General features: G+C 75.7%; 20 protein-coding genes. 14 read left to right on the top strand and 6 right to left on the bottom strand.

Features of this window, described 5'->3' with window-relative positions; all coding sequences use genetic code 11:
• Positions 1 to 619 precede the first annotated feature (619 nt).
• Positions 620 to 3,991, top strand: a complete 3,372-nt coding sequence (locus ABD284_RS12030) for a DNA polymerase III subunit alpha (RefSeq protein WP_344142925.1) — start codon at positions 620 to 622, stop codon at positions 3,989 to 3,991.
• A 132-nt stretch (positions 3,992 to 4,123) separates the two neighbouring features.
• A complete protein-coding gene (locus ABD284_RS12025) occupies positions 4,124 to 4,885 on the top strand; it encodes a metallophosphoesterase (RefSeq protein ID WP_344142923.1) in 762 nt (253 codons plus the stop codon).
• 128 nt (positions 4,886 to 5,013) lie between these two features.
• Here ABD284_RS12025 and ABD284_RS12020 read toward each other — a convergent pair whose 3' ends face one another.
• Both ABD284_RS12020 and ABD284_RS12015 read right to left on the bottom strand, forming a co-directional pair.
• Entirely contained in the window at positions 5,014 to 5,718 is a 705-nt protein-coding gene (locus ABD284_RS12020) for a hypothetical protein (RefSeq protein WP_344142921.1), read from the bottom strand.
• Positions 5,719 to 5,945: 227 nt separating this feature from the next.
• On the bottom strand, positions 5,946 to 7,136 hold the full coding sequence (locus ABD284_RS12015; RefSeq protein WP_344142920.1) for an ROK family transcriptional regulator: 1,191 nt from the start codon (positions 7,134 to 7,136) through the stop codon (positions 5,946 to 5,948).
• Positions 7,137 to 7,454: 318 nt separating this feature from the next.
• On the opposite strand from ABD284_RS12015, the gene edd reads away from it, so the two are divergent.
• Genes edd through eda form a run of 3 tightly spaced genes read left to right on the top strand, consistent with a single transcriptional unit; the run spans position 7,455 to position 10,901 of the window.
• Positions 7,455 to 9,272, top strand: coding sequence for a phosphogluconate dehydratase (gene edd / locus ABD284_RS12010; RefSeq protein WP_344142919.1), 1,818 nt, complete (start codon positions 7,455 to 7,457; stop codon positions 9,270 to 9,272).
• Complete coding sequence (gene glk, locus ABD284_RS12005) at positions 9,269 to 10,285, top strand: glucokinase (RefSeq protein ID WP_344142918.1); 1,017 nt, start codon at positions 9,269 to 9,271, stop codon at positions 10,283 to 10,285. Before edd ends, glk begins: the two co-directional genes overlap by 4 nt.
• Positions 10,266 to 10,901, top strand: coding sequence for a bifunctional 4-hydroxy-2-oxoglutarate aldolase/2-dehydro-3-deoxy-phosphogluconate aldolase (gene eda / locus ABD284_RS12000; protein WP_344142917.1), 636 nt, complete (start codon positions 10,266 to 10,268; stop codon positions 10,899 to 10,901). Before glk ends, eda begins: the two co-directional genes overlap by 20 nt.
• Positions 10,902 to 10,905: 4 nt before the next feature.
• Here eda and ABD284_RS11995 read toward each other — a convergent pair whose 3' ends face one another.
• The gene (locus tag ABD284_RS11995) at positions 10,906 to 11,508 is read right to left on the bottom strand and encodes an RDD family protein (RefSeq protein WP_344142915.1); all 603 of its coding nucleotides are present in this window, start codon (positions 11,506 to 11,508) and stop codon (positions 10,906 to 10,908) included.
• Positions 11,505 to 13,652, bottom strand: coding sequence for an aminodeoxychorismate synthase component I (gene pabB / locus ABD284_RS11990; RefSeq protein WP_344142914.1), 2,148 nt, complete (start codon positions 13,650 to 13,652; stop codon positions 11,505 to 11,507). Before pabB ends, ABD284_RS11995 begins: the two co-directional genes overlap by 4 nt.
• A 288-nt stretch (positions 13,653 to 13,940) precedes the next feature.
• Between pabB and ABD284_RS11985 the strand changes: the two genes are divergently transcribed.
• The 6 genes from ABD284_RS11985 to ABD284_RS11960 all read left to right on the top strand — a co-directional run bounded on the left by ABD284_RS11985 (position 13,941) and on the right by ABD284_RS11960 (position 18,044).
• Positions 13,941 to 14,195 (top strand): hypothetical protein, encoded by a 255-nt coding sequence (locus tag ABD284_RS11985; RefSeq protein ID WP_344142912.1) that lies wholly within the window; start codon positions 13,941 to 13,943, stop codon positions 14,193 to 14,195.
• A gap of 106 nt (positions 14,196 to 14,301) precedes the next feature.
• A complete protein-coding gene (locus ABD284_RS11980; protein WP_344143259.1) occupies positions 14,302 to 14,862 on the top strand; it encodes a TIGR03086 family metal-binding protein in 561 nt (186 codons plus the stop codon).
• Positions 14,863 to 15,116: 254 nt separating this feature from the next.
• A complete protein-coding gene (gene bioB / locus ABD284_RS11975) occupies positions 15,117 to 16,196 on the top strand; it encodes a biotin synthase BioB (protein WP_344142910.1) in 1,080 nt (359 codons plus the stop codon).
• A gap of 70 nt (positions 16,197 to 16,266) precedes the next feature.
• Positions 16,267 to 16,818 (top strand): GNAT family N-acetyltransferase, encoded by a 552-nt coding sequence (locus ABD284_RS11970; RefSeq protein WP_344142909.1) that lies wholly within the window; start codon positions 16,267 to 16,269, stop codon positions 16,816 to 16,818.
• A gap of 36 nt (positions 16,819 to 16,854) precedes the next feature.
• Complete coding sequence (locus ABD284_RS11965) at positions 16,855 to 17,349, top strand: GNAT family N-acetyltransferase (protein WP_344142908.1); 495 nt, start codon at positions 16,855 to 16,857, stop codon at positions 17,347 to 17,349.
• Between the two features lie 65 nt (positions 17,350 to 17,414).
• The gene (locus ABD284_RS11960; RefSeq protein WP_344142907.1) at positions 17,415 to 18,044 is read left to right on the top strand and encodes a histone deacetylase; all 630 of its coding nucleotides are present in this window, start codon (positions 17,415 to 17,417) and stop codon (positions 18,042 to 18,044) included.
• Between the two features lie 18 nt (positions 18,045 to 18,062).
• Here the strand turns inward: ABD284_RS11960 and ABD284_RS11955 are convergent, their stop codons facing one another.
• The gene (locus tag ABD284_RS11955) at positions 18,063 to 18,356 is read right to left on the bottom strand and encodes a YiaA/YiaB family inner membrane protein (RefSeq protein ID WP_344142906.1); all 294 of its coding nucleotides are present in this window, start codon (positions 18,354 to 18,356) and stop codon (positions 18,063 to 18,065) included.
• Between the two features lie 113 nt (positions 18,357 to 18,469).
• Positions 18,470 to 20,557 (bottom strand): acyltransferase family protein, encoded by a 2,088-nt coding sequence (locus ABD284_RS11950; RefSeq protein WP_344142905.1) that lies wholly within the window; start codon positions 20,555 to 20,557, stop codon positions 18,470 to 18,472.
• A 474-nt stretch (positions 20,558 to 21,031) separates the two neighbouring features.
• Between ABD284_RS11950 and ABD284_RS11945 the strand changes: the two genes are divergently transcribed.
• The 3 genes from ABD284_RS11945 to ABD284_RS11935 all read left to right on the top strand — a co-directional run bounded on the left by ABD284_RS11945 (position 21,032) and on the right by ABD284_RS11935 (position 23,024).
• Positions 21,032 to 21,787, top strand: coding sequence for a class I SAM-dependent methyltransferase (locus ABD284_RS11945; protein ID WP_344142904.1), 756 nt, complete (start codon positions 21,032 to 21,034; stop codon positions 21,785 to 21,787).
• A gap of 170 nt (positions 21,788 to 21,957) precedes the next feature.
• Positions 21,958 to 22,794: an arginase family protein gene (locus tag ABD284_RS11940; RefSeq protein WP_344142903.1), complete on the top strand. Its 837-nt coding sequence runs from the start codon at positions 21,958 to 21,960 to the stop codon at positions 22,792 to 22,794.
• Between the two features lie 32 nt (positions 22,795 to 22,826).
• Complete coding sequence (locus ABD284_RS11935) at positions 22,827 to 23,024, top strand: hypothetical protein (protein WP_344142902.1); 198 nt, start codon at positions 22,827 to 22,829, stop codon at positions 23,022 to 23,024.
• Positions 23,025 to 23,091 lie beyond the last annotated feature (67 nt).

The raw sequence follows: 23,091 nt of genomic DNA, 5'->3' as shown, positions 1-23,091 counted from the left end.
GCCTCGCTGACGTGCGGTTCCGTTGCTGGTCGGTGGGTTCGGAGTAGGGTCGGTGCGGGATGTCGGTTCGTAGATGGCGTTTTGCACCACATTGGCCAGCAGCAGCATCACGGCCAGGTCCATGGTGTTGAGCTGGGCGGTGTCGCGCTTGCCCAGGACGCGCAGCAGCACCGCCAGCGCCGCGTAGACCGCGACCGTGCGGATCACCTTCTCCGCCGGCGGCACGCCGATGATCATCAGGTCGCTCCAGATTCCGCTCCACATGGCCGGGCGTCTCCGTCTCGGGTAAGGGGTGGGATCGGCGCCCCGTGTTCGGGGCGCGGCGCCGGTTCGCCGCCCGGGTGACGGGTGTGCCGCGCGCCACCATCGTGGCGCCGCGGAAGATGGGAACCCCCGCCGCCACGCCGCATCCGGGAGGGCCTCGGCACGGGCCGCGACCGTGATTTGCCTGCTCATGGTTTTATCCATGATCATCCGTGCGCTAGTATTCGTACACGGGTTCGATTTCGGCCCTCTTCCCCGGGCGCGGCGCCGACTGCCCCGCTTTGGCCGAGCCAACGGGGGGAGCCATGGCCGCAGTACTCGTCACCACCGCGGCGCGCCCGAAGGGCCGACGCTGATGACCGACGCCTTCGCGCACCTGCACACCGCCTCCTCGGCGTCGATGCGCCACGGCACCGCGCCGCCGCACGCGCTGGTCGAGCGCGCGGCCGAACTGGGCATGGACATGCTCGCGCTGACCGACCGCGACGGCCTCTACGGCGCGGTCAAGCACGTGCGCGCCTGCGAGCGGGTCGGGATCGCCCCGGTTCTGGGTGCCGACCTGGCCGTGGCCGCGCCCGAGGGCGGGCGGGTGGTCGTGCTGGCCCGCGGCCGGCGCGGCTGGGCCTCCCTGTGCCGGCTGGTCAGCGCCGCACACGCCGCCGGGGCGCGCGGTGTTCCCGCCGTCTCCCACGCGATGGTGGCCGAGCACGCCGAAGGGCTGGTCGTGCTCGCCGGACCCGAGTCCGACGTCGGCCTGGCGGCGGCCGAGCACCGCATGGAGCGCGCCCGCCGGTGCCTGGAGGCCTGGCGCGAGGCCGCCGAGACCGCCGTCGAGCTGGTCGACCACTACGGGCCCGCCCAGCACCGCCGGGCGACCGCGATGCTGCGCCTGGCCGAGGAGACCCGCACCCTGGCGGTACTGGGCAACGCCGTGCGCTATCCCCGCCGCTCCGGCGCCGAGGTCGCCCGCGTCCTGGACGAGGCGCGGCGCTGGCTGCCGGGCGGCGGGGCGCCGTCCGAGTCCGGCGGGTCCCAGGCCTACCTGAAGACCACCGCCGAGATGACCGAGGTCGCCGAGCGGATCTGCGGCCCCGACCGCACCGCCGTGCGGCGGCTGCTGGCCCACACCCGCGCCCTGGCCGCCTCCTGCCGCCTGGACCCCGGCGCCGACCTGGGCATGGACCGCCACCACCTGCCCGACATCCCCGCCGCCCGCGAGCGGTTGTGGCTGACCTGCCGGGAGGGGATGGCCCGGCTGGGCCTGGAGGGCGACCGGCGCGCCCGCTCCCGGCTCGCCCACGAACTGGCGGTCATCGAACGCAAGGGGTTCTGCGCCTACTTCCTGACCGTGGCCGACATCGCCCACCGCATCCGCGAGCAGGGCATCCGCTGCTCCATCCGCGGCTCGGGCGCCGGAAGCCTGGTCAACCGCCTCATCGGCATCTCGGCCGTGGACCCCCTGGCCCACGGGCTGCTGATGGAGCGCTTCCTCACCGACAGCCGCACCGGCCTGCCCGACATCGACCTGGACGTGGAGTCGGCCCGCCGGCTGGACGCCTACCGGGTGATCCTGGACGCCTACCCCGACGCCGCCTGCGTGTCGATGATGGAGACCTACCGCGCACGCAGCGCCATCCGCGACGTGGGCTCGGTGATGGGCATCCCGCCGCACGAGATCGACGTGCTGGCCAAGGCGTTCCCGCACATCCGCGCCCGCCAGATCCGGGCGGCCTGCGCCGACCTGCCCGAACTGCGCTCCGGCGGCCTGGCCGACTACCCGGTGGAGACGCTGTTCAGGCTGGCCGAGCGCCTGGACGGGCTGCCCCGCCACATCGCCCTGCACCCCTGCGGAATCGTCGTCTCCGACGCCTCCCTGGGCGACCGGGCGCCGCTGGAGCCCAGCCGGATCGGCTACGACATGGTCCAGTACGACAAGGAGGACGTCGAGGAGATGGGACTGATCAAGCTCGACGTCCTCGGGGTGCGCATGCAGTCGGCCATGACGCACGCGCTGTCGGAGGTCGAGCGCACCGGGGGCGCGCGCATCGACCTCGACTCGCTGCCCGACGACGACCCCGCGACCTATGCGATGATCCGCTCCTCGGCCACCCTGGGCTGCTTCCAGATCGAGTCGCCCGGCCAGCGCGAGCTGGTCAGCCGGCTGCGCCCGGACAGCATGGACGACCTCATCGCCGACATCTCGCTGTTCCGCCCCGGCCCGGTCAACAGCGACATGATCACCCCCTTCATCGCCGCGCGCGACGGCGAGCGCGACCCCGAGGCCCCCAGCCCGGTGCTGTCGCGGGTACTGGCCTCGACCGGCGGGGTGGTCGTCTTCCACGAGCAGGTCGCGGCCGTGCTGCACGCCATGACCGGCTGCGGGCTGGACCAGGCCGAGGCGATGCGCCGGCAGCTGGGCACCGACGAGGGCAAGGAGGAGGTGCGCCTGCGCTTCACGGCCATGGCCCGCGACTGCGGCCACAGCGAGCCGGTGGTCGAGGAGGTCTGGCGGATCCTCTCCTCCTTCGGCGCCTTCGGGTTCTGCAAGGCCCACGCCGCGGCGTTCGCGCTGCCCACCTACCAGTCGGCGTGGCTGAAGCGGCACCACCCGGCGGCCTTCTACGCCGGGGTCCTCACCCACGACCCGGGCATGTACCCGCGCCGCGCCATCCTCGACGACGCCCGCCGCTTCGGCGTCGCGGTGCTGGGCGTGGACGTCAACCGCTCCGGGCGCGAGTGGCGCGTGGAGACCGCGCCGCAGGGCGGGCCGGGCATCCGCGCCGCGCTGGCCGACGTCAAGGGCATCACCGACGCCGAGATCGACGCGCTCGCGGCCGGGCGCCCCTACGCCTCGTTGAACGACGCCGCCAACCGGGCCCGCCTCTCCCGCGGCGTGCTGGAGGGGCTGGTGCGGGTGGGCGCCTTCGACTCCCTCTACGGCATCGACGAGGGCTCCCCGCACCCGGGCGGCCCGAGCCGGCGCGACCTGCTGCTGCGGGTGAGCGCGCTGGACCGCGCCGCCCGCCGGTCGCTGGGCGGCGGTCAGCTGCCCATCGCCCTGGAGGCCGCCGCCGAGGAGCCCTGCGACCGGGGGCTGCCGCCGATGACGCCGGTGGACGCGGTCCAGGCCGAGCTCGAGGTGCTGGGCTACGACGCCTCCCGGCACCTGCTGGACTGCTACGCGGAGCTGACCGCCGCCCTGGGCGCGCTGTGCGGCGCGGTGCGCGCCCGCGACCTGGCCGCGGTCCCGGCCGGCTCGCAGGTGCTGGTGCTGGGGGTGAAGGTGGCCACCCAGACCCCGGCGGTGCGCTCGGGCCAGCGCATCATCTTCACCACACTGGACGACGCCACCGGCCTGGTGGACCTGACGTTCTTCGAGTCGGTGCAGGAGCGCTGCGCCGCCACCGTCTTCGGGTCCTGGCTGCTGGCGGTGCGCGGCAGGGTGCGCCGGGTCGGCTCGGGCATGGCGACGGTCAACGCCACCCACGCCTACGACCTGGAGGAGCTGGCGCGGATCTGGCACGAGGGCGGCGAGGGCGCCGCTGCGGCGCTGCGCGAGCGCTTGGAAAAAGATCCCGAGAGCGTGCCGGTCAGCGGCGTCGGCGGGCGGCGGATCCGCTACGCCAACGGCTACGAGCTGTCGACCTACGCCGACATCGCGCCGGCGGGCGCCGCTGCGGCGCCGCGCAAGCTCTGGCACGCCAGCCCGGGAAGCGCCGGCCGGTGAGCGCGAGGAGCGGCGCCGGTGCCGACGACACCGCCTCCGGCGCAGGAAGCGGCCGCGTTCCGCGGCTAGAGTTCGGTCCCGGGCCGCAGCGCCGGCCCGCCCCCACGGCCGAATACGCGCGAAGGACGGACCTTGATCACCCTGGCCCACATCAGCGACCTGCACATCGACGGCGGCGCCCGCTCCCGCGAGCGGGTCGAGCAGGTGATGGCCTACCTCAACGGGATCGCCGGCTCGCTGGACGCCCTGGTCGTCACCGGCGACCTGACCGAGCACGGCGCGGTCGGCGAACTGGAGGAGGCCCGCGCGCTGCTGTCGGGGCGGCTTTCGGTGGTGAGCTGTCCCGGCAACCACGACGTCGGCGAGGGGCGGGCGGCCTTCCGCCGGGTGGTGCTGGGCGAGAAGGCCGCCGGCGAGGCCCCGGTCAACGCGGTGCACCGCACCGGCGGCGGCGCCGTCGTGCTGTGCGACTCCACGGTGCCCGGCGAGGCCGGCGGCCTGCTCTCCGAGGAGACGCTGGAGTGGCTGGAGGAGACCCTCACCGGGCTGCGCGGCACCCCGGTGGTGCTGGGGTTCCACCATCCTCCGGTCCCCCTGCACGTGCCCTACGTCGACGGGATCGCCATGCAGGGGCCCGACCGGCTGGCGGTGCTGCTGTCGCGCCACCCGCAGGTGGCCGGCCTGCTGTGCGGCCACGCCCACACGCCGGCGGCCACCGCGTTCGCCCAGCGCCCGCTGCTGGTCGCGCCCGGCACGGTCGGGATGTCGCCGCTGCCGTGGGAGGACGCCCGCAGCGCCTACGAGACCCACCCCCCGGCGGTGGCCTTCCACGTCCTCGACGACGCGGGCCGGATGACCACCCACTACCGCACGGCACCCCGCCAGGCCCGCTAAACCCCCCGCAAGCACAACGGTGCGCCGGCACCCCACGCGCACTACTCGGCAACCGGCGCAGGCCCTCTGCCAGACGGCATTGCGGCGGGCGGCCCGGATGCTGCCGCCAGGCCGGGCCGCCTGCCGGGTCAGGAGTCTTCGAGCAGGTGCTTGAGGGCTTGGAGGCGCTCGCGCCAGTGGGTGCGCATCGCCGCGGCCGCCTCCGCGTCGGGCAGCTTCTCGTGCTCGAGGGAGACGGCCGCCTTGTCCGGCCCCTTGGCGGTGAAGGCCGCCACCAGCCGTCCGGCGCCGGCGCCCGACCAGTCGGCGCGCCACGACCTGGCCGGGGTGGCGGTGCGCACCCGCAGTGGGGCGCCGGGCAGCCACCGCTCGCGCACCCCGGAGTCGGCGAAGGCGGCGAAGAGGCGATCGGCGGAGACCGCGACGGTCTTGCTCGCGGTGGCCGAGAAGGAGCCGTCGGAGCGCTGGCCGGGGGCCCGCATACCGCGGCTCTGCTCGTAGGCCACGGTGACCGACTGCGCCCACCAGCCGTCCACGCCCTGGTCGGCGGTGAGGTGGCGGGCGATCTCGGTGTGGGTGCGCTGCCGGGCGCCCCATTCGTCGAGCAGGGCGAACCACTCCTCGATCCCGCGTCCGGTGCGCTCGCGCACTGAGGCGTCGGGCGGCAGCAGGGCGCTGACGCCCTCGGGGCGGGGGCCGGCGGGGGCGGTCGCATCGGGGGCGGCGGAGTCCTCGGCCGCGCCGACGAGGTGGCGGCGTGCGGCGGTGTAGCTCTCGCCGGTCTTCTCCATGCGGGCGCGCACCCGGCTCTTGAACGACTTGTTGCCGGTCATCGCATACTCCTTGGCCACGCAACGGCCGAGCGGACTCACGCTCCGGCTCCGCCGCGGACCGATCGGGTATGCGACGCGCTGTTTCGAGAACGCGAGGTCCCCTTTGCCTCCGCCGACGCCGGTGGCGTGAGCACCGGTAGGGAGGTTGGGCGCGAAACACCGCCGCTCCCAGCCTAGCCAGCGGATCCGAACCCGCGCAACGGAGGTTCGGATCGCTCGCCGAGCGCTCACCGCTGCGCGGCGATGCGGGCGTTGACGGCCTCGGGCGCCAGGACGCTCTCCAGCACCGCGGCCGCGGCGCCGCGCAGCCCCGCCTGCTCGCCGCTGCGGTTGCCGACCACGCGCAGCTGGCGGGTGGCCAGCGGGATGGAGCGCTTGAAGACGACCTCGCGCACTCCGGCGACCAGGTGGTCGTGGGCCCGGCCCAACAGCCCGCCCAGCACGATCACCTCGGGGTTGAGCAGGTTGACCGCCCCCGCCAGCACCTCGCCCAGCCTGCGGCCGGCCTGGCGCACCAGTCGCACGGCGTCGGGGTCGCCCTCCTGGGCGAGGCCGGCGAGCTCGGCCACGCCCGCGACCGGGCGCCCCTGCTCGGCCATGCGCTCCAGCAGCGCCGGTCCGGCCGCCACCGCCTCCAGGCAGTCGGTGTTGCCGCAGCGGCAGGGCGTGCCGCCGCCGTCGCGCACGGGGATGTGCCCGATCTCTCCGGCCGCGCCCAGCGAGCCGCGCAGCAGGGCGCCGCCGGCGACGACGCCCGCGCCGATGCCGGTGGAGACCTTGACGAACAGGAGGTCTCCGACGCCGGGGTGCACGGCGCGGTGCTCGCCCAGCGCCATGGCGTTGACGTCGTTGTCGACCACGACGGGGGCGGCGAACCGCTCGGCCACCAGGGGCGCGATGTCCGCGCCGCCCCACCCGGCCAGCACCGGCGGGGTCTCGGTGCGCCCGGTGGCGAACTCGACGGTGCCGGGCACGCCGATGCCGCTGCCGCGCACGTCCGCGGCGCTGCACCCGCACTCCTCCAGCAGCCGCTGCCAGGTGTCCAGCAGCCAGGGCAGGGCGATGTGCGGGCCGTGCTCGACCTCGGGCGAGCCTCCGGCGACGGCCAGCAGGCCGCCGCCCAGGTCGTAGACCGCGGCCTGGCTGCGGGAGATACCCAGTACGGCGGAGAGGACCACGCCGCCGGCCGCGTTGAACTCCAGTCGGGCGGGCGGGCGGCCGCCGCTGGAGGGTGCGGTCGCGCCCTCGGTGACCAGGCCGTGGCGCAGCAGCTCGGTGACGCGCAGCGCCACAGCGGGCCGCGACAGCCCGGTCAGTCGGCCGATCTCGGTGCGGGTGGCGGCTTCGCCGGTGCGGATGAGCTCCAGCACGCGTCCGCTGGAGGCGGGGGCGGCGGATGCGGCCTTGCTGCGGGGCATGCCCAATTGAACCATGCTTCCGCACGCAACCGACGCGAACATGTGCACTTTTGTAAAGCAATGTTCAGAAGTGAGCTTGTCCAGTAACTGAAGCGGCCGCTATGTTTCCGGGGAGCCCGCACCCGGCCGTCGGCGCGCCCCGCCCGCCGATCACGCCCCTCCCACCGCCCCCTGGAGCGCCGACACGCCCCCTGCACCGGCACGGGGCCCGCGCCGGCCTCCCGACGGCCCCGCTCCCCCGGCCCCCGCGCCCGGGGGCACGGCGCGGCCGCGTCGGACCGAGCACACCCTCCCCCGCCACGGAACGGAGCCCCCACGATGACGCCCCACCCCCGGATAGCCGAGGTCACCCAGCGCATCGCCGAACGCAGCGCCGACACCCGCAGCGCCTACCTGGAGCGGATGCGCGCGGCGGCCGCCGAGGGCCCGGCCCGCTCCGGGCTGGGCTGCACCAACCTCGCCCACGGGTTCGCCGCCTGCTCTCCGGGCGACAAGCTCGCGCTGGGCCACTCCGCCAAGCCCAACATCGCGATCGTCTCGGCCTACAACGACATGCTCTCGGCCCACCAGCCGCTCGCCGACTACCCGGCGCTGCTGAAGGAGGCCGTCGGCGAGGCCGGCGGCGTCGCCCAGTTCGCCGGCGGCGTGCCCGCCATGTGCGACGGCATCACCCAGGGCCGCGCGGGCATGGAGCTGTCCCTGTTCAGCCGCGACGTGATCGCGATGGCCACCGCCGTCGCGCTGTCCCACGACATGTTCGACGGTGCGCTGATGCTGGGCGTGTGCGACAAGATCGTGCCCGGACTGCTGATCGGCTCCCTGTCCTTCGGCCACCTGCCGGTCGCGTTCGTGCCCGCCGGACCCATGCCCTCAGGCCTGCCCAACAAGGAGAAGGCCGGAATCCGCCAGCGCTTCGCCGAGGGCAAGGCCGACCGCGCCGAGCTGCTGCAGGCCGAGTCGGCCGCCTACCACGCGCCGGGTACCTGCACCTTCTACGGCACCGCCAACTCCAACCAGATGCTGATGGAGGTCATGGGCCTGCACCTGCCCGGCGCCAGCTTCGAACAGCCCGGCAGCGGGCTGCGCACCGCGCTGACCGCCGCGGCCGGGCGGGCGGTGACGGGCCTGACGGCGCTGGGCGAGCGCTACACCCCCATCAGCGAGGTCGTCGACGAGCGCGCCGTCGTCAACGCGGTGGTCGCGCTGCTGGCCACGGGCGGCTCGACCAACCACACCCTGCACCTGGTGGCGGTGGCCCAGGCCGCCGGAATCGAGCTGACCTGGGACGACTTCGCCGCACTGTCGGAGGTCGTGCCGCTGCTGGCCCGCATGTACCCCAACGGCGCCGCCGACGTGAACCGCTTCCACGAGGCCGGCGGCATGGCGTACCTGATCGGCCGGCTGCTGGACAGCGGGCTGCTGCACGAGGACGTCGCCACCGTCGCCGGCGCCGGCCTGGACCGCTACCGCCGGCGCCCCGCCCTCGGCGCCGACGGCCTGATTTGGGATGAGGAGCCCGAGGAGAGCACCGACACCACGGTGCTGCGCGGCACCGACGACCCCTTCAGCGCCGACGGCGGCCTGCGCATGGTCCGCGGCAGCCTCGGCCGGGCGGTGGTCAAGGTCTCGGCGGTGGAGCCGGAGCACCACGTCGTCGAGGCGCCCGCGCGCGTCTTCGACAGCCAGGCCCGGCTGCAGGAGGCGTTCTCCGCCGGCGAGCTGGACGGCGACGTGGTGGCGGTCGTGCGCTTCCAGGGCCCGCGCGCCAACGGCATGCCCGAGCTGCACAAGCTCACGCCGCCGCTGGGGGTGCTGCAGGACCGCGGCCACAAGGTCGCGCTCGTCACCGACGGCCGCATGTCGGGGGCCTCGGGCAAGGTGCCCGCCGCCATCCACGTCTCCCCCGAGGCCGCGGCGGGCGGGCCGCTGGCGCGGGTGCGCGACGGCGACCTCGTCCGCCTGGACGCCTCCGCGGGCGTGCTGGAGGTGCGGGGCGCCGACGACCTGGACGAGCGTCCGGCCGCCGAGCCGGCCGCGGACTCGGCCGCCGGCACCGGCCGCGAGCTGTTCGCCGCCTTCCGCCAGGCCGTGGGCCCGGCCGAGCGCGGTGCCGGCGTCTTCGGGGCGCTGCGGTGAGCCGGCCTCAGCCGCCGTCCGAGCGGCGCCCGTGGCTGGTCGCCGACATCGGCGGCACCAACGCCCGGTTCGGCCTGGTGGAGGCGCCGGGGACCCGCCCGGCCCGGGTGCGCCGGCTGGAGGGCGCCGAACACGCCGACCTGGGCGCGGCGGCCGCGGCCTACCTGGAGCAGGTGGACGCTCCCGCGCGTCCCGGAGCGGCGTGCGTGGCGGTGGCCGGGCCCGTGGGCGGCGACCGCATCCGGCTGACCAACTCCCACTGGGACTTCTCCGCCTCCGCCACCCGCGACCGCCTCGGCCTGGACCGCCTGGAGGTCGTCAACGACTTCGCCGCCCTGGCGCTGTCGCTGCCGCGGCTGGGTGAGGACGACGTGCTCCCGCTGGGCGGCCCCCCGGCGGCGCCCGATCGCCCCATGGCGGTGCTGGGCCCGGGCACCGGGCTGGGCGTCGCCGGCCTGGTGCCCGCGGCCGGCGGCTGGGCCCCGGTCCCGGGCGAGGGCGGCCACGTGGACGTGCCCGCGGTCGAGGAGCGCGAACTGGAGGTGGTGCGCCTCCTGCGCGCCCGCCAGGGCGCGGTCACCGCCGAGTGCCTGCTGTGCGGTCCCGGGCTCGCCCGGCTGCACGACGCGCTCGCCGAGGTGCGCGGGCTCGGCGCGCCGCGGCGCACGGCCGCCGAGATCTGCGCCGCGGCGCCGCGGGACCCGCACTGCGCCGAGACGCTGGACGTGTTCTGCTGCCTGCTGGGCGGCTTCGCGGGCAACGTGGCGCTGACGCTGGGCGCGACCGGGGGCGTCTTCCTGGGCGGCGGGATCCTGCCGCGTATCATCCCGGTCGTGCAGTCCAGCGGCTTCCGGCGCCGCTTCGAGGACAAGCACCGCATGGCCGGCTATCTGCAGAGCGTCGCCACGATGCTGATCGTGGCGCAGGAACCGGCGCTGCTGGGCGCGGCCGCCCGGCTCGACCAGTGCCTCGACCCCGTGCAAGGAGGTGCGGATGAACCCGCGCAGCAGTGAGGACCTCTTCCAGCTGGCGCCGGTGATCCCGGTGGTGGTGCTCTCCGACGCCGCCGACGCGGTGCCGCTGGCCCGCGCGCTGGTGGCGGGCGGCCTGCCGGCCGTGGAGGTGACCCTGCGCACCGGTGCTGCGCTGGAGGCCGTCGAGCGGATCGCCGCCGAGGTGTCCGAGGCCGCGGTGGGCGCCGGCACGGTCACCACGCCCGAGCAGGCCGAGCAGGCGGCCGCGGCGGGGGCCGCCTTCCTGGTCTCGCCCGGATGCACCCCCGCCCTGTACGAGGCGATGGCCGCCACCGGCCTGCCGGCGCTGCCGGGTGTGGCCACGGCCTCGGAGGCCCTGGCGCTGCTGGAGCGCGGTGCCGCGGCGATGAAGTTCTTCCCGGCCGAGGCGGCGGGCGGGCGCCCGTACCTGAAGTCGCTGTCGGGCCCGCTGCCGCAGGTGCGGTTCTGCCCCACCGGCGGCATCACGGCCGCCTCGGCGCCCGACTACCTGGCGCTGCCCAACGTGGGCTGTGTCGGCGGCACCTGGCTCACCCCGGAGGACGCCGTCGCGGCCGGCGACTGGGAGCATGTGCAGGCGCTGGCCCGCGCGGCCGCCGACCTGCGCCCGGCGTAGCCGGTCAGGCGGCCACGACCCGGGTCCGCGCGGCGCGGTCGGGCAGCGACCGGCCGGCCGCGCCGCCGCTGGCGACCAGGATGCCGCTGACGAGGTGGCCGAGCAGGCAGGGCAGCACGAGCAGGGCGGTCACGGCGGCGCGCCCGGCGGCCCGACCGCGAGCCGGCGGCAGTCCGGTGGCGGAGGCGACCACGCGGATGCCGGCGATCCGCTTGCCCAGGGTCTGGCCGCGCCGGGCGACGGGCAGCCAGTGGTAGCACACCACCGCGGCCAGGGCGACGGCGCAGGCGAGCACCGTGCCCGCGGTCACCGAGGTCCGGTTGTCGGGCAGCCCCAGTAGGGTGACCGCCGCCAGGTTGGCCAGCATCACCAGGATGAACCCGGCGTAGAGGATCAGCACGGAAAGCACCAGGTCGACGCAGGCCGCGACCAGGCGCGGCGTCTGGTCGGCCGCCGGGGGCCGCGGCGCCCGCCCCGGCGGCGGGCCGGGCGGCACCCCCGCCGGGCCGGGCGCCGGGTCGGCGGGGGCGAAGCCGGGGCGGGGCGGTTCCTGCGGGGGACGGCCGCCGGAGCCGTCGAAGGGGCCCGGGTCGAAGGGCTGGGTCATAGGCCGTCCTCGCGTGTGCTCGTGTGCCGACGACGCGTATTGTCGCACCGGCCGCGCGCGGCCGGGAGCGGCGCGGGCCGACCGCCGCTCAGCGGGACGGCGGCCTTGAGCAGCATCTCCGCGTACTCCTCCGCGGGCACCGAGTCCAGCACGATCGCGCCGCCGGCGCCGATGGCCAGATCCGGCCCCCGACGCACCGCCGTGCGGATGACGATGCTGAGGTCCGCGGTGCCCTGGTGGGACAGATAGCCCAGCGCGCCGGAGTACACGCCCCGCGCCGAGCCTTCCAGCCGGTCGATGATCTCCATCGTGCGCACCTTGGGCGCGCCGGTCATCGACCCGCCGGGGAAGCACGCGCGCACCGCGTCGACCGGGTGCACGTCCGCGCGCAGCCGCCCGCGCACGGTGGAGACCAGCTGGTGGACGGTGCTGTAGGACTCGGTGTACATGAACCGCGGCACCTGCACACTGCCGACCTCGCAGACCCGTCCCAGGTCGTTGCGCAGCAGGTCCACGATCATCAGGTTCTCGGCGCGGGTCTTGGCACCGGTGCGCAGCTCCTCGGCGATGCGCGCGTCGGCCGCGGCGTCGGCGCCGCGGGGTGCGGTGCCCTTGATCGGGCGGCTCTCGGCGGTTCCCGAGGCGTCGACGCGCAGAAACCGCTCGGGCGAGGCGCTGTGCACCGTGGTGGAGCCCAGCCGCAGCAGGGCGGCGTAGGGGGCGGGGGCGGCGCGGCGCAGCCGGCGGTAGAAGTCCAGGTCGTCGGCTGGAGCGGCGGTGTGCAGCCGGTTGGTCAGACAGATCTCGTAGCTCTCGCCCTCCTCCAGCCGGCGCAGGCACTCCTTGACGTCGGTGAGGTAGCCCTCGCGGCTGCGCTCCAGCAGCGGCTCCAGGTCGCCGCCGGGCGGCGCCGGCGCCGGTGCGGGCGGCGGGGCGGGGCCGAGCCCGGCCAGGGCGGCGGCGGTCTCCTCGGCCCAGCCCGCGGCCCCGGGGCCGCGGGCGACGAGGTAAGTGCGATCGCCCTCGTGGTCGACGGCGACCAGGCGGTCGCAGCGCAGCCAGACGGCGTCGGGCGCCTGCGAGCGGTGGGCGGCCGCGCCTGCGCAGTCGGCCTTGAGCTCGTAGCCGAAGTAGCCCACGTAGCCGCCGGTGAAGTCGAAGGGCAGCCCGTCGGGGGGAGCGGGCCGGGCGGGGAGGCGCCGGCGCAGGGCGTCGAAGATCGTCCCGCCCTCGCGGAGCGGCGGCCCGTCCGCGGGGGCGACGGAGACCGCGCCCTCGCCGGCGCGGTAGGTCAGCACCTCGCCGCCGGGCGCCCCGGCGTCGCCGAGGAAGGAGAAGCGGGCGGTGCCGCCGGTGCGGCTGCTGTCCAGCCAGAAGGCGTGGCTGCGGGCGGCGTAGAGGCGGGCGAAGGCCGCCTCGGCGTCCACGGCGTGCTCCAGGGTGCGCACGTGCGGGGGCGGGGGCCCGGGGGCGGCGCCGCGGACGGCCGGTCCTTCGGGCGCCCGTGCGCGGCCGGCGGAGGCGGGGCGGGCCGCGCGGGCGGCGGGCCGGGGGTGCCCGGCGGCCATGCGCAGGAAGTTGGCGACGAGTTCGGCCCCGTGCTCGGACGAGACGGACTCGGGGTGGAACTGCACGCCCCACCGCGGCAGGGAGCGGTGCCGCACGGCCATGACGACGCCGTCCTCGGCGAAGGCCGTCGCCTCCAGCTCCGCCGGCAGCGGTGTTCGCGCGGCCAGCGAGTGGTAGCGCACGGCGGTGAAGTCCTGCGGAATCCCGGCGAAGAGGCCCCGTCCGACGTGGCCGATGCGGCTGAGGTGGCCGTGGCGCGGTACGGGGGCGACCGCGATCTCTCCGCCGGCCAGGTGCACGAGCGCCTGGTGCCCCAGGCACACGCCGAACACGGGGACCTCGGGTGCGCGGTTCAGCGCGGCGCCGAGCAGGCCCACGTCGCGGGGGCGCGCGGGGCGGCCGGGGCCGGGCGAGACCACCGCGGCGTCGTAGCCCGCCAGTCCGCCGGGGCCCGCGTCACGCAGGCGCGCGTCGTCGTTGGCCCACACGTCGGGTTCGCCACCCGCGGCCCGTGCGATCAGCTGGAACAGGTTGAAGGTGTAGGAGTCGTGGTTGTCCACGAGCAGTAGGCGCATGCGGCTCCCGTGGCTCGGCGGCGGTGCGTTCCAGGCTACGGTTCGCGGCCCCGCGGCCCTCGGGCGGGCCGGTGGGGCCGCGGGGCCGGGGCCGCCGCACGCCCGTACCCGCGGCCCCCGTCGGGCGGCACACGTCGGGCTGTTTGCCTCGGGCGCCGGAGTCGGCCCCGTGTCCTGCGGTTCTCCAATTCGGTCGATGAAGAATACGACTTGCGTACTCTCCGATACCCGCGATTCGCCCGTGGGCTGAGACACTGGCCGCGACGCCCTGCGACCCCGGAAGGACCAATGCACGCTCCCTCCACGCTCTTCGGCCACCTGGTGGCCCTGATGCACGCCACGACCGATGCGGTCATCGCCGTGTCGGCCGAGGGCACCGCGCGCGTCTGCCCGCGCTCCGAGGTCGGCGCCGCCGAGCGCGAGGCCTACTCCCGCGACCTGCTGCTCGCCGAAGGGGTCGTGCCCACGCCGGCCGCCCTGCAGGGAGTGATGGCGCGCATCGCCGCCGAGCTGCGCGGCGAGGGCTGGGACCTGGTCGCCTGAGCCTTGCTCCGCCCGGGCCGTTCGCCGGGCGGACGCCCGATTGCCCTCCCGGTGCGCCGGGTAGGGACACGCATCGCCCATGCCACAGTCCGAGGGGGAAAGCACGATGACCGACCTGCTGGAGTTGCACGGCCGGGCCATGGCGGAGTTCGACCGCAGGGTCCGCGCCATCCGGGTGACGCAGTGGGCCGACCCCACTCCGTGCGCCGACTGGGACGTGCACGACCTGCTCAACCACCTCACCGGCGAGCAGCTGTGGGTGCCGTTCCTGCTCGCCGGCGGCCGCATCGAGGAGGCCGGCGACCGCTACGAGGGCGACGTGCTCGGCGAGGAGCCCGTGGCCACCTGGGAGGTCGCCTCCCGCGAGTCGCGGTCGGCCTGGCTGCAGCCGGGCGCCCTGGAGCGGACCGTGCACCTGTCCTTCGGCGACGCCGAGGGCGAGCGCTACCTCTGGCAGATGACCTTCGACCTGGGCGTGCACGCCTGGGACCTGGCCCGCGCCATCGGCGACGACGAGAAGCTCGACCCCGGCCTGGTCGAGGCGCTGCTGGACTGGTTGGGCGGGCGGAGCCCGGGCGCGGGCGCCCTGTTCGCACCGGAGGTGCCGGTCGGCGACGACGCCGGCCCCCAGAGCCGCCTGTTGGCCCTGACCGGGCGCCGCGCATGAGACCGGGCCTTACCTCCGACCGGAACGGTGGCCGCCGCTGGGACGGTCGGAACCCGGCGGTGCGGCGCGGGCTCGACGATCCGCGGAGCGGGCGCGTGTAGCGCGCAAAGCGGCTGCGTGCCGCCCCGCCCGCGCGCGGGTGCCCGGTGGCGAGGCTGGAGGGGTGCGAGGGCGACCCGCACAAACTCCGGCGCCCGAACTTTGGCCGGTTCGCCCGATGGCCCGCGGGACCCCGGCGGCCCAGGATCGTGTCCATGGCCCGACCCGAACACCGGCCCGCCGCGGCCGGACTCGCCCAGGCGGCCCTGCGCCGCGAACGCCCCTCCCGCGCGGACCTGCTCAGCGTCCTGTCCTGGCCCGACGAGGGACTGCTGGAGCTGGTCGCAGCCGTCGGCCGGGTGCGCCGCCGGTTCTTCGGCGACCGCGTCAAGCTCAACTACCTGGTCAACCTCAAAAGCGGGCTGTGCCCCGAGGACTGCGCCTACTGCTCCCAGCGGCTGGGCTCCACCGCCGACATCGTCACCTACACCTGGCTGAGCGCCGAGCAGACCCGCGACGCCGCCGCCTGCGGCGTCGCGGGCGGCGCGGCGCGGGTCTGCCTGGTGGCCAGCGGCCGCGGCCCCACCGACCGCGACGTCGCCCGCCTGGCCCCCGCCGTCGCCCGCATCAAGGAGGACAACCCCGGGGTCGAGGTGTGCGCCTGCCTCGGGCTGCTCTCGCCCGGCCAGGCCGAGCGGCTGCGCGAGGCCGGCGTCGACGCCTACAACCACAACCTCAACACCTCCGGCGAGCGTTACGCCGACATCTGCTCCACGCACGGCTTCGCCGACCGCGTCGACACCGTGCGGCAGGCCCGGCACGCGGGCCTCTCCCCCTGCTCCGGGCTGATCGCGGGCATGGGCGAAAGCGACGAGGACCTCGTCGGCGTCCTCGGGGACCTGCGCGGACTCGACCCCGACTCCGTGCCCGTCAACTTCCTCATCCCCTTCGACGGCACGCCCCTGGCCGGGCGCTGGGAGCTGACCCCGCAGCGCTGCCTGCGCATCCTCGCCGCCGCCAGGCTGGTCTTCCCCGACTCCGAGGTGCGCCTGGCCGGCGGGCGCGAGATCCACCTGCGCGGCCTCCAGCCGCTCGCGCTGCACCTGGCCGACTCGGTCTTCCTGGGCGACTACCTGACCAGCGAGGGCGGGCCCGGCGCCGAGGACCTGCAGATGGTGCGCGACGCGGGCTTTCGGGTGCAGGGCGCCGAGGAGGCGGGGGCGCCCCCGCTCCGGCCGGACCCGGTGCGCCTCCGCCGCCGGGGCGCGGGCACCGGCCTACCGCCCAACGCCTGAGCCCGCGGCCCGCCCGGACCCCGCGTGCGCAGGCGCCGCGGGCCCGGGCGGGCGCCGATACCCTGGCGCCATGGACGACGACGTGCGGCTGCGCACTCCCCGTCTGCTGCTGCGCGGCTGGCGGGCCGCCGACCGGGAGCCCTTCGCCCGGCTCAACGCCGACCCCGCGGTCATGGAGCACTTTCCGCGGCTGCGGACGCGCCGCGAGTCCGACACCGGGGTCGGCCGCATCGAGGCGCACCTGGCCGAGCACGGCTTCGGCCTGTGGGCGGTCGAGGTCGCCGCCACCGGCGAGTTCGTCGGCTTCACCGGACTGCAGCAGACCGTCTTTCCCGCGCACTTCACCCCGGCCGTGGAAGTGGGCTGGCGGCTGGCACGCCACGCCTGGGGCCGCGGCTATGCCACCGAGGCTGCCAGGGCCGCCGTGGCGTTCGGGTTCGACGAGTGCGGACTGGGCGAGATCGTCTCCTTCACCGTCCCCGCCAACGTCCGCTCGCGCGCGGTGATGCGGCGGCTGGGCATGCGCCACTCCTCCGCCGACGACTTCGACCATCCGGCTCTGCCGGAGAGCCATCCGCTGAAACGGCACGTCCTCTACCGGCTGGGCGCCGACGACCGGTGAGGCCGGCCCGCGCCGGCGCGGCTATCCTGGTCCATCGTGCACATCGAGATCGGCGAGATGGCCTGGGACGACCCCGTCGGCGTCCGGCTGCGCCGCGACCAGGAGGCCGAGACGGTCCGACGCTACGGCGGCGACCTCGAGCAGGGTGAGAAGCCCTCGGCCGCGAACACCGCGGTGTTCCTGGCGGCCACCGAGTCCCCCGGCGGCGAGGTGGTGGGCTGCGGCGGGCTGCGGCGCCTCAACGAAAACACCTTCGAGCTGAAGCGGATGTACGTGGTGCCCGCCTGGCGGGGCCGCCGGATCGGCGCGGCGCTGCTGCACGCGCTCGAGGACGCCGGCCGCGAGCGCGGTGCGGTTTGGATGCGGCTGGAGACCGGGGTGGAGCAGCCGGAGGCGATGCGGCTCTACGAGCGCTGCGGATACCGCGGGATCCCGCGCTACGGCCCGTATGCGGCCTGCGCGCAGAGCGTATGCTACGAGCGCGACCTCCGGGCCGCGCCCGAACCCGCGCCGGCACCCGCCCAGACCTGATCCGGCGCCGGCGGAGGGGCGGCCGGCGACGCCGGTCGCTTGGACGTGCGGGCAGGAGGCCGGCGGTGCCGCGATCCCCGGAGCTGGTCTGGTATGCCAGCTATGGCGCGAACATGTCCCTGGAGCGGTTCTCCTGCTACCTCGCCGGCGGGGTCCCGCCCGGCGGCAGCCGCGCCAACCCCGGCTGCCGCGACACCGCGCCGCCGCGCGCACGGTGCGCCGTGTGGCTGCCCGGCGGCGTGTACTTCGCGCTGGCCTCGCGGATGTGGGGCGGCGGCCTGGCGCTGTACGACCCCGACCTGCCCGGCGCGGCCCCGGCCCGCGCCTACCTGGTCACGTCCGGGCAGCTCGGCGACTTCGCCGCGCAGGAGATGTACCGCTCCCCCGACGGCGACCCGGACCTGGCGCGCGTGCCCGAGCGCGGCAGGCTGCGGCTGGGCGCGGGGCGCTACGAGACGCTGGTGCACTGCGGCGACGTCGACGGCCACCCGGTGCTGACCTTCACCGCCCACTGGCCGAGTGCGGCGGTGGAGCCGGCGGCGCCCGCCGCGTCCTATCTCGGGGTGATCGGTTCGGGGCTGCGGGGCGGCCACGGCTGGAGCGCCCGCCGCAGCGCCGCCTACCTGGCCTCCCGTCCCGGTGCCCGCGGCACGTGGCGATCGGCGCAGGTGGCGGCGCTGCTGTTCGAGGAGTGAGAGCGCGGGCCCGCGGCTTCAGTGGACGTCGGTCTTGAACGGGTCGTGCTCGGCGAGCAGCTTGTCCAGGCGGGCCTGGTCCACCCGCCCGGAGACGGTGGTCTCCTCCTGGCGGTCGCGTACGCACTTGGCCAGGGTGAAGGCCGAGGTGATGACGTAGAGCACGCCGAGCGCGAGGAACGCGCGCATCCACGCGTCGACGGGCAGGAAGACGATGCCCGTGCCCACGGCGACGGCCGAGACGCCGAAGGACAGTGCGGACTGCAGGTAGAACGCCGAGGTCGTGCTGGGGCGTACCGGTGTAGTGCTCATGTGCCCCATGCTGGCCGCGGCCGGGCGGCGGCGCCCGAGTACCGGTACTCAGATCCGGCGGCGCGACCGGCGGGCGCCGGGCTGCGGCGCACGTACCGCCGTGGAGGGGCGCCTCAGCGGTCGCCGATGGCCTGCTGCGCCGCGGACTCCAGATCGGGTGCCAGCAGCCGGGAGTAGGTGGCGGTGATGTGGTGGCTGTCGCGGTAGACCAGCACGTTGCCGATCACCGGAGGGCAGATGCCGCCGGTGCAGAACGCGTCGCTGAGGTCGGCGACGGTGACGCGGGCTTCGGTCTCGCGGGCGGCGATGAGCTGGGGGTCCTCGGCCGCGAAGGCCTCGTCACGGGCGCGCCCGCACCGCTCCGGCTCCGTCGGGTACCGGGAGACGCACTCGGACGGGCGGGGCCGGGTCGCGGGGGTGTCGCGGATGACCACGATGTCGATGCCGGCCTCGTCCAGCGGCTCCCAGAGCCGGATCATGCCCGCGGCGATCCCGGCGCGGTCCCGGGCCTCGGAGGAGGCGCCGTCCTTGGTGGCCAGCGCGCTGGAGCTGGTGAAGACGAGGTCGGGGCGCAGGTCGCCGGTCAGCTCGTCGAGGACGGCCCGGTTGTAGCGCTCGCACTCGCTGTAGGCGCGGTCGGCGCCGGGCAGCTCCAGACGCGCCGAGGTGAACCCGCAGGAGGCCTTGGTGTAGACGTGCACCCGCCAGTCGCGCTCCCGGGCGATGCTGCGCAGCGCCGGCACCCAGTGGGTGGCGTGGGAGTCGCCGACGACGGCGACCGCGGTGTCGGCGTCGCCGGGGCCGTAGACGCAGGGTGCGAGCGTGGTCTCGTCCTTGGCGGCCTGGCAGTCGTCGCGGTAGACCTCGGGCAGGTCGTCCCCGGCAGCCACGGGCGAGGGGTAGACGGGTGCGCCCAAGGACGCCGCGGGCTCGGAGGTACCCAGGGCCCGCGGGCCGACGTGGACGGCGGGGTCGAACGGGACGGTGCGCAGCCACTCGTGCCGCCAGAACAACCCCCCGCCCACCGACACCACCACCAGCGCCGCCACCACGGCGAACACCCCCGCCCCGCGGCCCGACCGCAGCCGCCCCCACCGCTGGACCGGATCCTCCACCGCCGCCTTCGTCACCCACGCCAGCACCACCGAGACCGCCGCCGCCACCGCCGCCCCCACCGGCGACTGCACCCCGCCCGCTGCCACCGCCGGCGCGAACACCACCACCGGCCAATGCCACAGATACAGCGCATAGGACACACCGCCGCCCCACACCGCCGGCGCGCTGGAGAGCACCCCGCACGACGACCACCGGCCCCCGTTCTCGCCCGCCGCGATCACCGCCAGCGCACCGGCCACCGGCACCACCGCCGCCACCCCCGGAAACGGCGTCTGATCGCTGTAGGACAGGGCCGCCCACCCGATCGCGCCCAGACCCGCCCAGCCCAGACACCACCGCAGCCCCGCCGGCCACTCCCCCGGGCCCGACCCCGCCCGCAGCGCCAGCACACCCCCGGCCGCCAGCTCCCACACGCGCGCCTGCGGCAGGAAGTAGGCCGGCGCCGGGTCCGCGAACGTCACCACCACCGACCACACCAGCGACACCGCCAGAACCGCCCCCATGGCCGCGCCCACCACCCGCAGCCGGAACCACCGCGCCCCCAGCGCCGCCCACACCGCGAACAGCAGCGGCCACAGCAGGTAGAACTGCTCCTCCACCGCCAGCGACCAGAAGTGCTGCACCGGGCTGGCCGCACTCTCGGCCGCCAGATAGTCCACCGACTTGTCGGCCAGGAACAGGTTCTCCACGTACAGGGCGCTGGCCGCCAGCTCCTCGGCGGTCTCGTCCAGCCGCGGCTCCGGCAGCAGCCAGAACGCCGCCAGCCCGGTGGTCGCCAGTACCACGCTCGCTGCGGGCAGGATGCGCCGGATCCGGCGGATGTAGAACCGCCCCAGCGACACCCGCCCCTCGGTGCGCGCCTCGCGCAGCAGCAGCGAGGTGATCAGGAACCCCGAGATCACGAAGAACACGTCCACGCCCACATAGCCGCCGGGCAGCAGGTCGTGGTCGAGGTGGTAGACGAGCACCAGCCCCACCGCCACGGCGCGCAGCCCCTGCACCTCCGGCAGGAACCGGCGTCCGGACGGGGTGCCCGCCGCGTCCGGGGTGCGGGCGGGAGCGTCGTTTCGCGTCTGTGTGGCCACGGGGGTGCGTTTTTTCGTGACGGGAGCGCTGGTCCGGGGGCCGGCGGTGTCCGGGAGCCCGCAGGACGTCCGGACGGCACCGTCGCGTCGTGATAACTTCGTTGCCGATGGGATACCGGAACGATGTTCCTGTGAAAACTCTCAGCCGAGCACCCCATGCTTATCACGTCGTGCGCACCGAATCCAGCCGGGCACGGCGGGCGACAGGCGAACCTCCACCCGGGTGCGCCGGAGGCGGCGATCCGCGGGGCTCCGCGGCGCACCGGGCACCCCGGACCCGGCCGGGCGACCGGTCGGCGAGGCCGGTGCGCGGCGCACGCCCCCCTGCCGCGCGGGCGCCCGGGCGTGGCAGGCTGTCGCCATCCGCGGCCACCCGCCCGCTCCCGGACGCGGAAGCGGGCGCAGGCGTACTCCTGTCGTCCGAATCATGAGATTTGAATTTCGCACAATGAGACGAAACGATAGGTTTCCGCCATGGCAGTACAGCGATGGGATCCCCTCCTCTACGACGACCGCCATTCCTTCGTCGCCCGCCACGGCAGCGACCTCATCGGCGAGCTCGACCCCCGCCCCGGCGAACGGATCCTCGACGCCGGATGCGGCACGGGCGACCTCGCCGCGACTCTGGCCGACGCCGGGGCCGAGGTCGTCGGGGTCGACTCCAGCCCGGAGATGATCGACCGCGCCCGCGAGCGCTTCCCCCACCTCGACCTGCGTGTGGCCGATCTGCGCAGCCTGGACCTGGAGCCCGGCTTCGACGCCGTGCTCAGCAACGCCGTGCTGCACTGGATCCCCGAGGCCGGCGCCGCGGCCGCCGGGATCGCCCGCGCGCTGCGCCCCGGCGGCCGCCTGGTCGCCGAACTGGGCGGCGCCGGCAACGTCGGGACCATCCAGGGCGCCGCCCGCGCCCTGCGCGCCGAACAGGGCCTGCCCGAGGCGGACGGCGGCTGGTACTTCCCCGGTATCGACGAGTACTCCGCCGTGCTGGAGGAGGCCGGGCTGAAGGTCACCGGCGCGTGGCTGTTCGACCGCCCCACCCGCCTGGAGGGCGACGACGGGCTGGCCGACTGGCTGCGCATGTTCGGCGCCCCCCTGCTGTCCGGCGCACCCGACACCGACGCCTTCATCGACCGCCTCACCGACCGGCTGGGCCCGGTGCTCCACCACAGCGGCAGCTGGTGGGCCGACTACGTGCGCCTCCGCGTGACCGCCGCCAAGCCGGCCGGCTGAGGTCGGCCCGGGCCGGGCGGGGGAGGCTGTGGCCGCCTCCCCCGCGAAGCGGCGCCGCCCCCTTCCTCCCGTGCTGCCGGAACGGTTTACCCGCGGGCGTGGCCGCTGCCGGTCACGGTCCGTAGCCGGGTTCCCCTGCGACCGGCGCCCCGCGGCCCTAGGGTGAACCCATGGTGTGGCAACGCGAGGTCGATCTGGTCGTCCCCCTCTGGCAGGGCGGCGACGACGTGCGCGTGGCCGCCGGAGCCGGCGCCCTGGCCCGCCTGGTGCCCACCCACGCCGGGCGGCTGCACATCGCCGTCTCCGAAGGCCCCCGCACCGCCCGCGACGGCGTCCGCAACCTCGACACCCTCGCCCAGACCGCGCAGCGCATGCGCGAGCGCCTCGCCCGCCGCGACCCCGCGCGCATCCTCACCCTGGGCGGCGACTGCGCCTGCGACACCGCCGCCGCCCAGCACCTCGCCCGCCGCCACCCCGGCATGACCGTCTACTGGATCGACGCCCACGCCGACCTCAACGCCCCCGCCCAGTCCCCCAGCGGGCTGGCCCACGGCATGGCGCTGCGGACCCTGCTGGGCGAGGGCCATCCCGACCTGATGGGCCAGGCGCCCCCCGCGCTCTCCCCCGACCAGGTCGTGCTCGCCGGCGTCCGCGACCTCGACCCGCCCGAGCGCGCCTACATCGCCCACAGCGCCGTCACCGCGCTGGGCCCCGCCGAGCTCGCCGCCGACCCCCGCGGCCTCACCGCCGGCCGCCGTGCCGGCTCCCCCGCCTACGTGCACCTGGACATGGACGTGTGCGACCCCCTGGAGATGCCCGCCGTCTCCGTGCCGGCGCCCGGGGGTCCCGGTGTCGCCGCCGTCGCCCGCGCGCTCGCCGCCGTCGCCGCCCACCACAGCGTCGTCGGCGTCGCCGTCACCGAGTACGCCCCGGTCGTCGGGCACGACGAGGACCGCCTCGCCGCCCTGCTGTCCGGCCTGGACCTGGTGGAGCGCGCCGCCGGCTGACCGCAGGGGGCGCGCCGGCCTATGCTGCGGGGATGGACCTCATGATCGTCTGCCAGGCCTGCCAGGGCAGCGGGCTGCGCGTCTCCGTCGTCGGCTACTCCGGCAGCGACATCACCGGGGAGATGGTGGTCCCCCGCCGCTGCCGCGAGTGCTCCGGCGCCGGCCGGGTCGGCACCGCCGGCTGGAGCGCCGGTGCCGATCCCGACGACGGTCCGGACTCCGCGGACTAGCGCCCGGCTCGCACCGCCGCGGCGCGACCACGACCTCGTGCGCGCAGGACAGGTCATCCCGGCCGAC

Source organism: Streptomonospora arabica (assembly GCF_039531585.1).
Lineage (GTDB): Bacteria > Actinomycetota > Actinomycetes > Streptosporangiales > Streptosporangiaceae > Streptomonospora > Streptomonospora halophila.
Note: the sequence above shows the minus strand (reverse complement) of the source record. Positions and strands in the feature narration are given on the sequence as shown.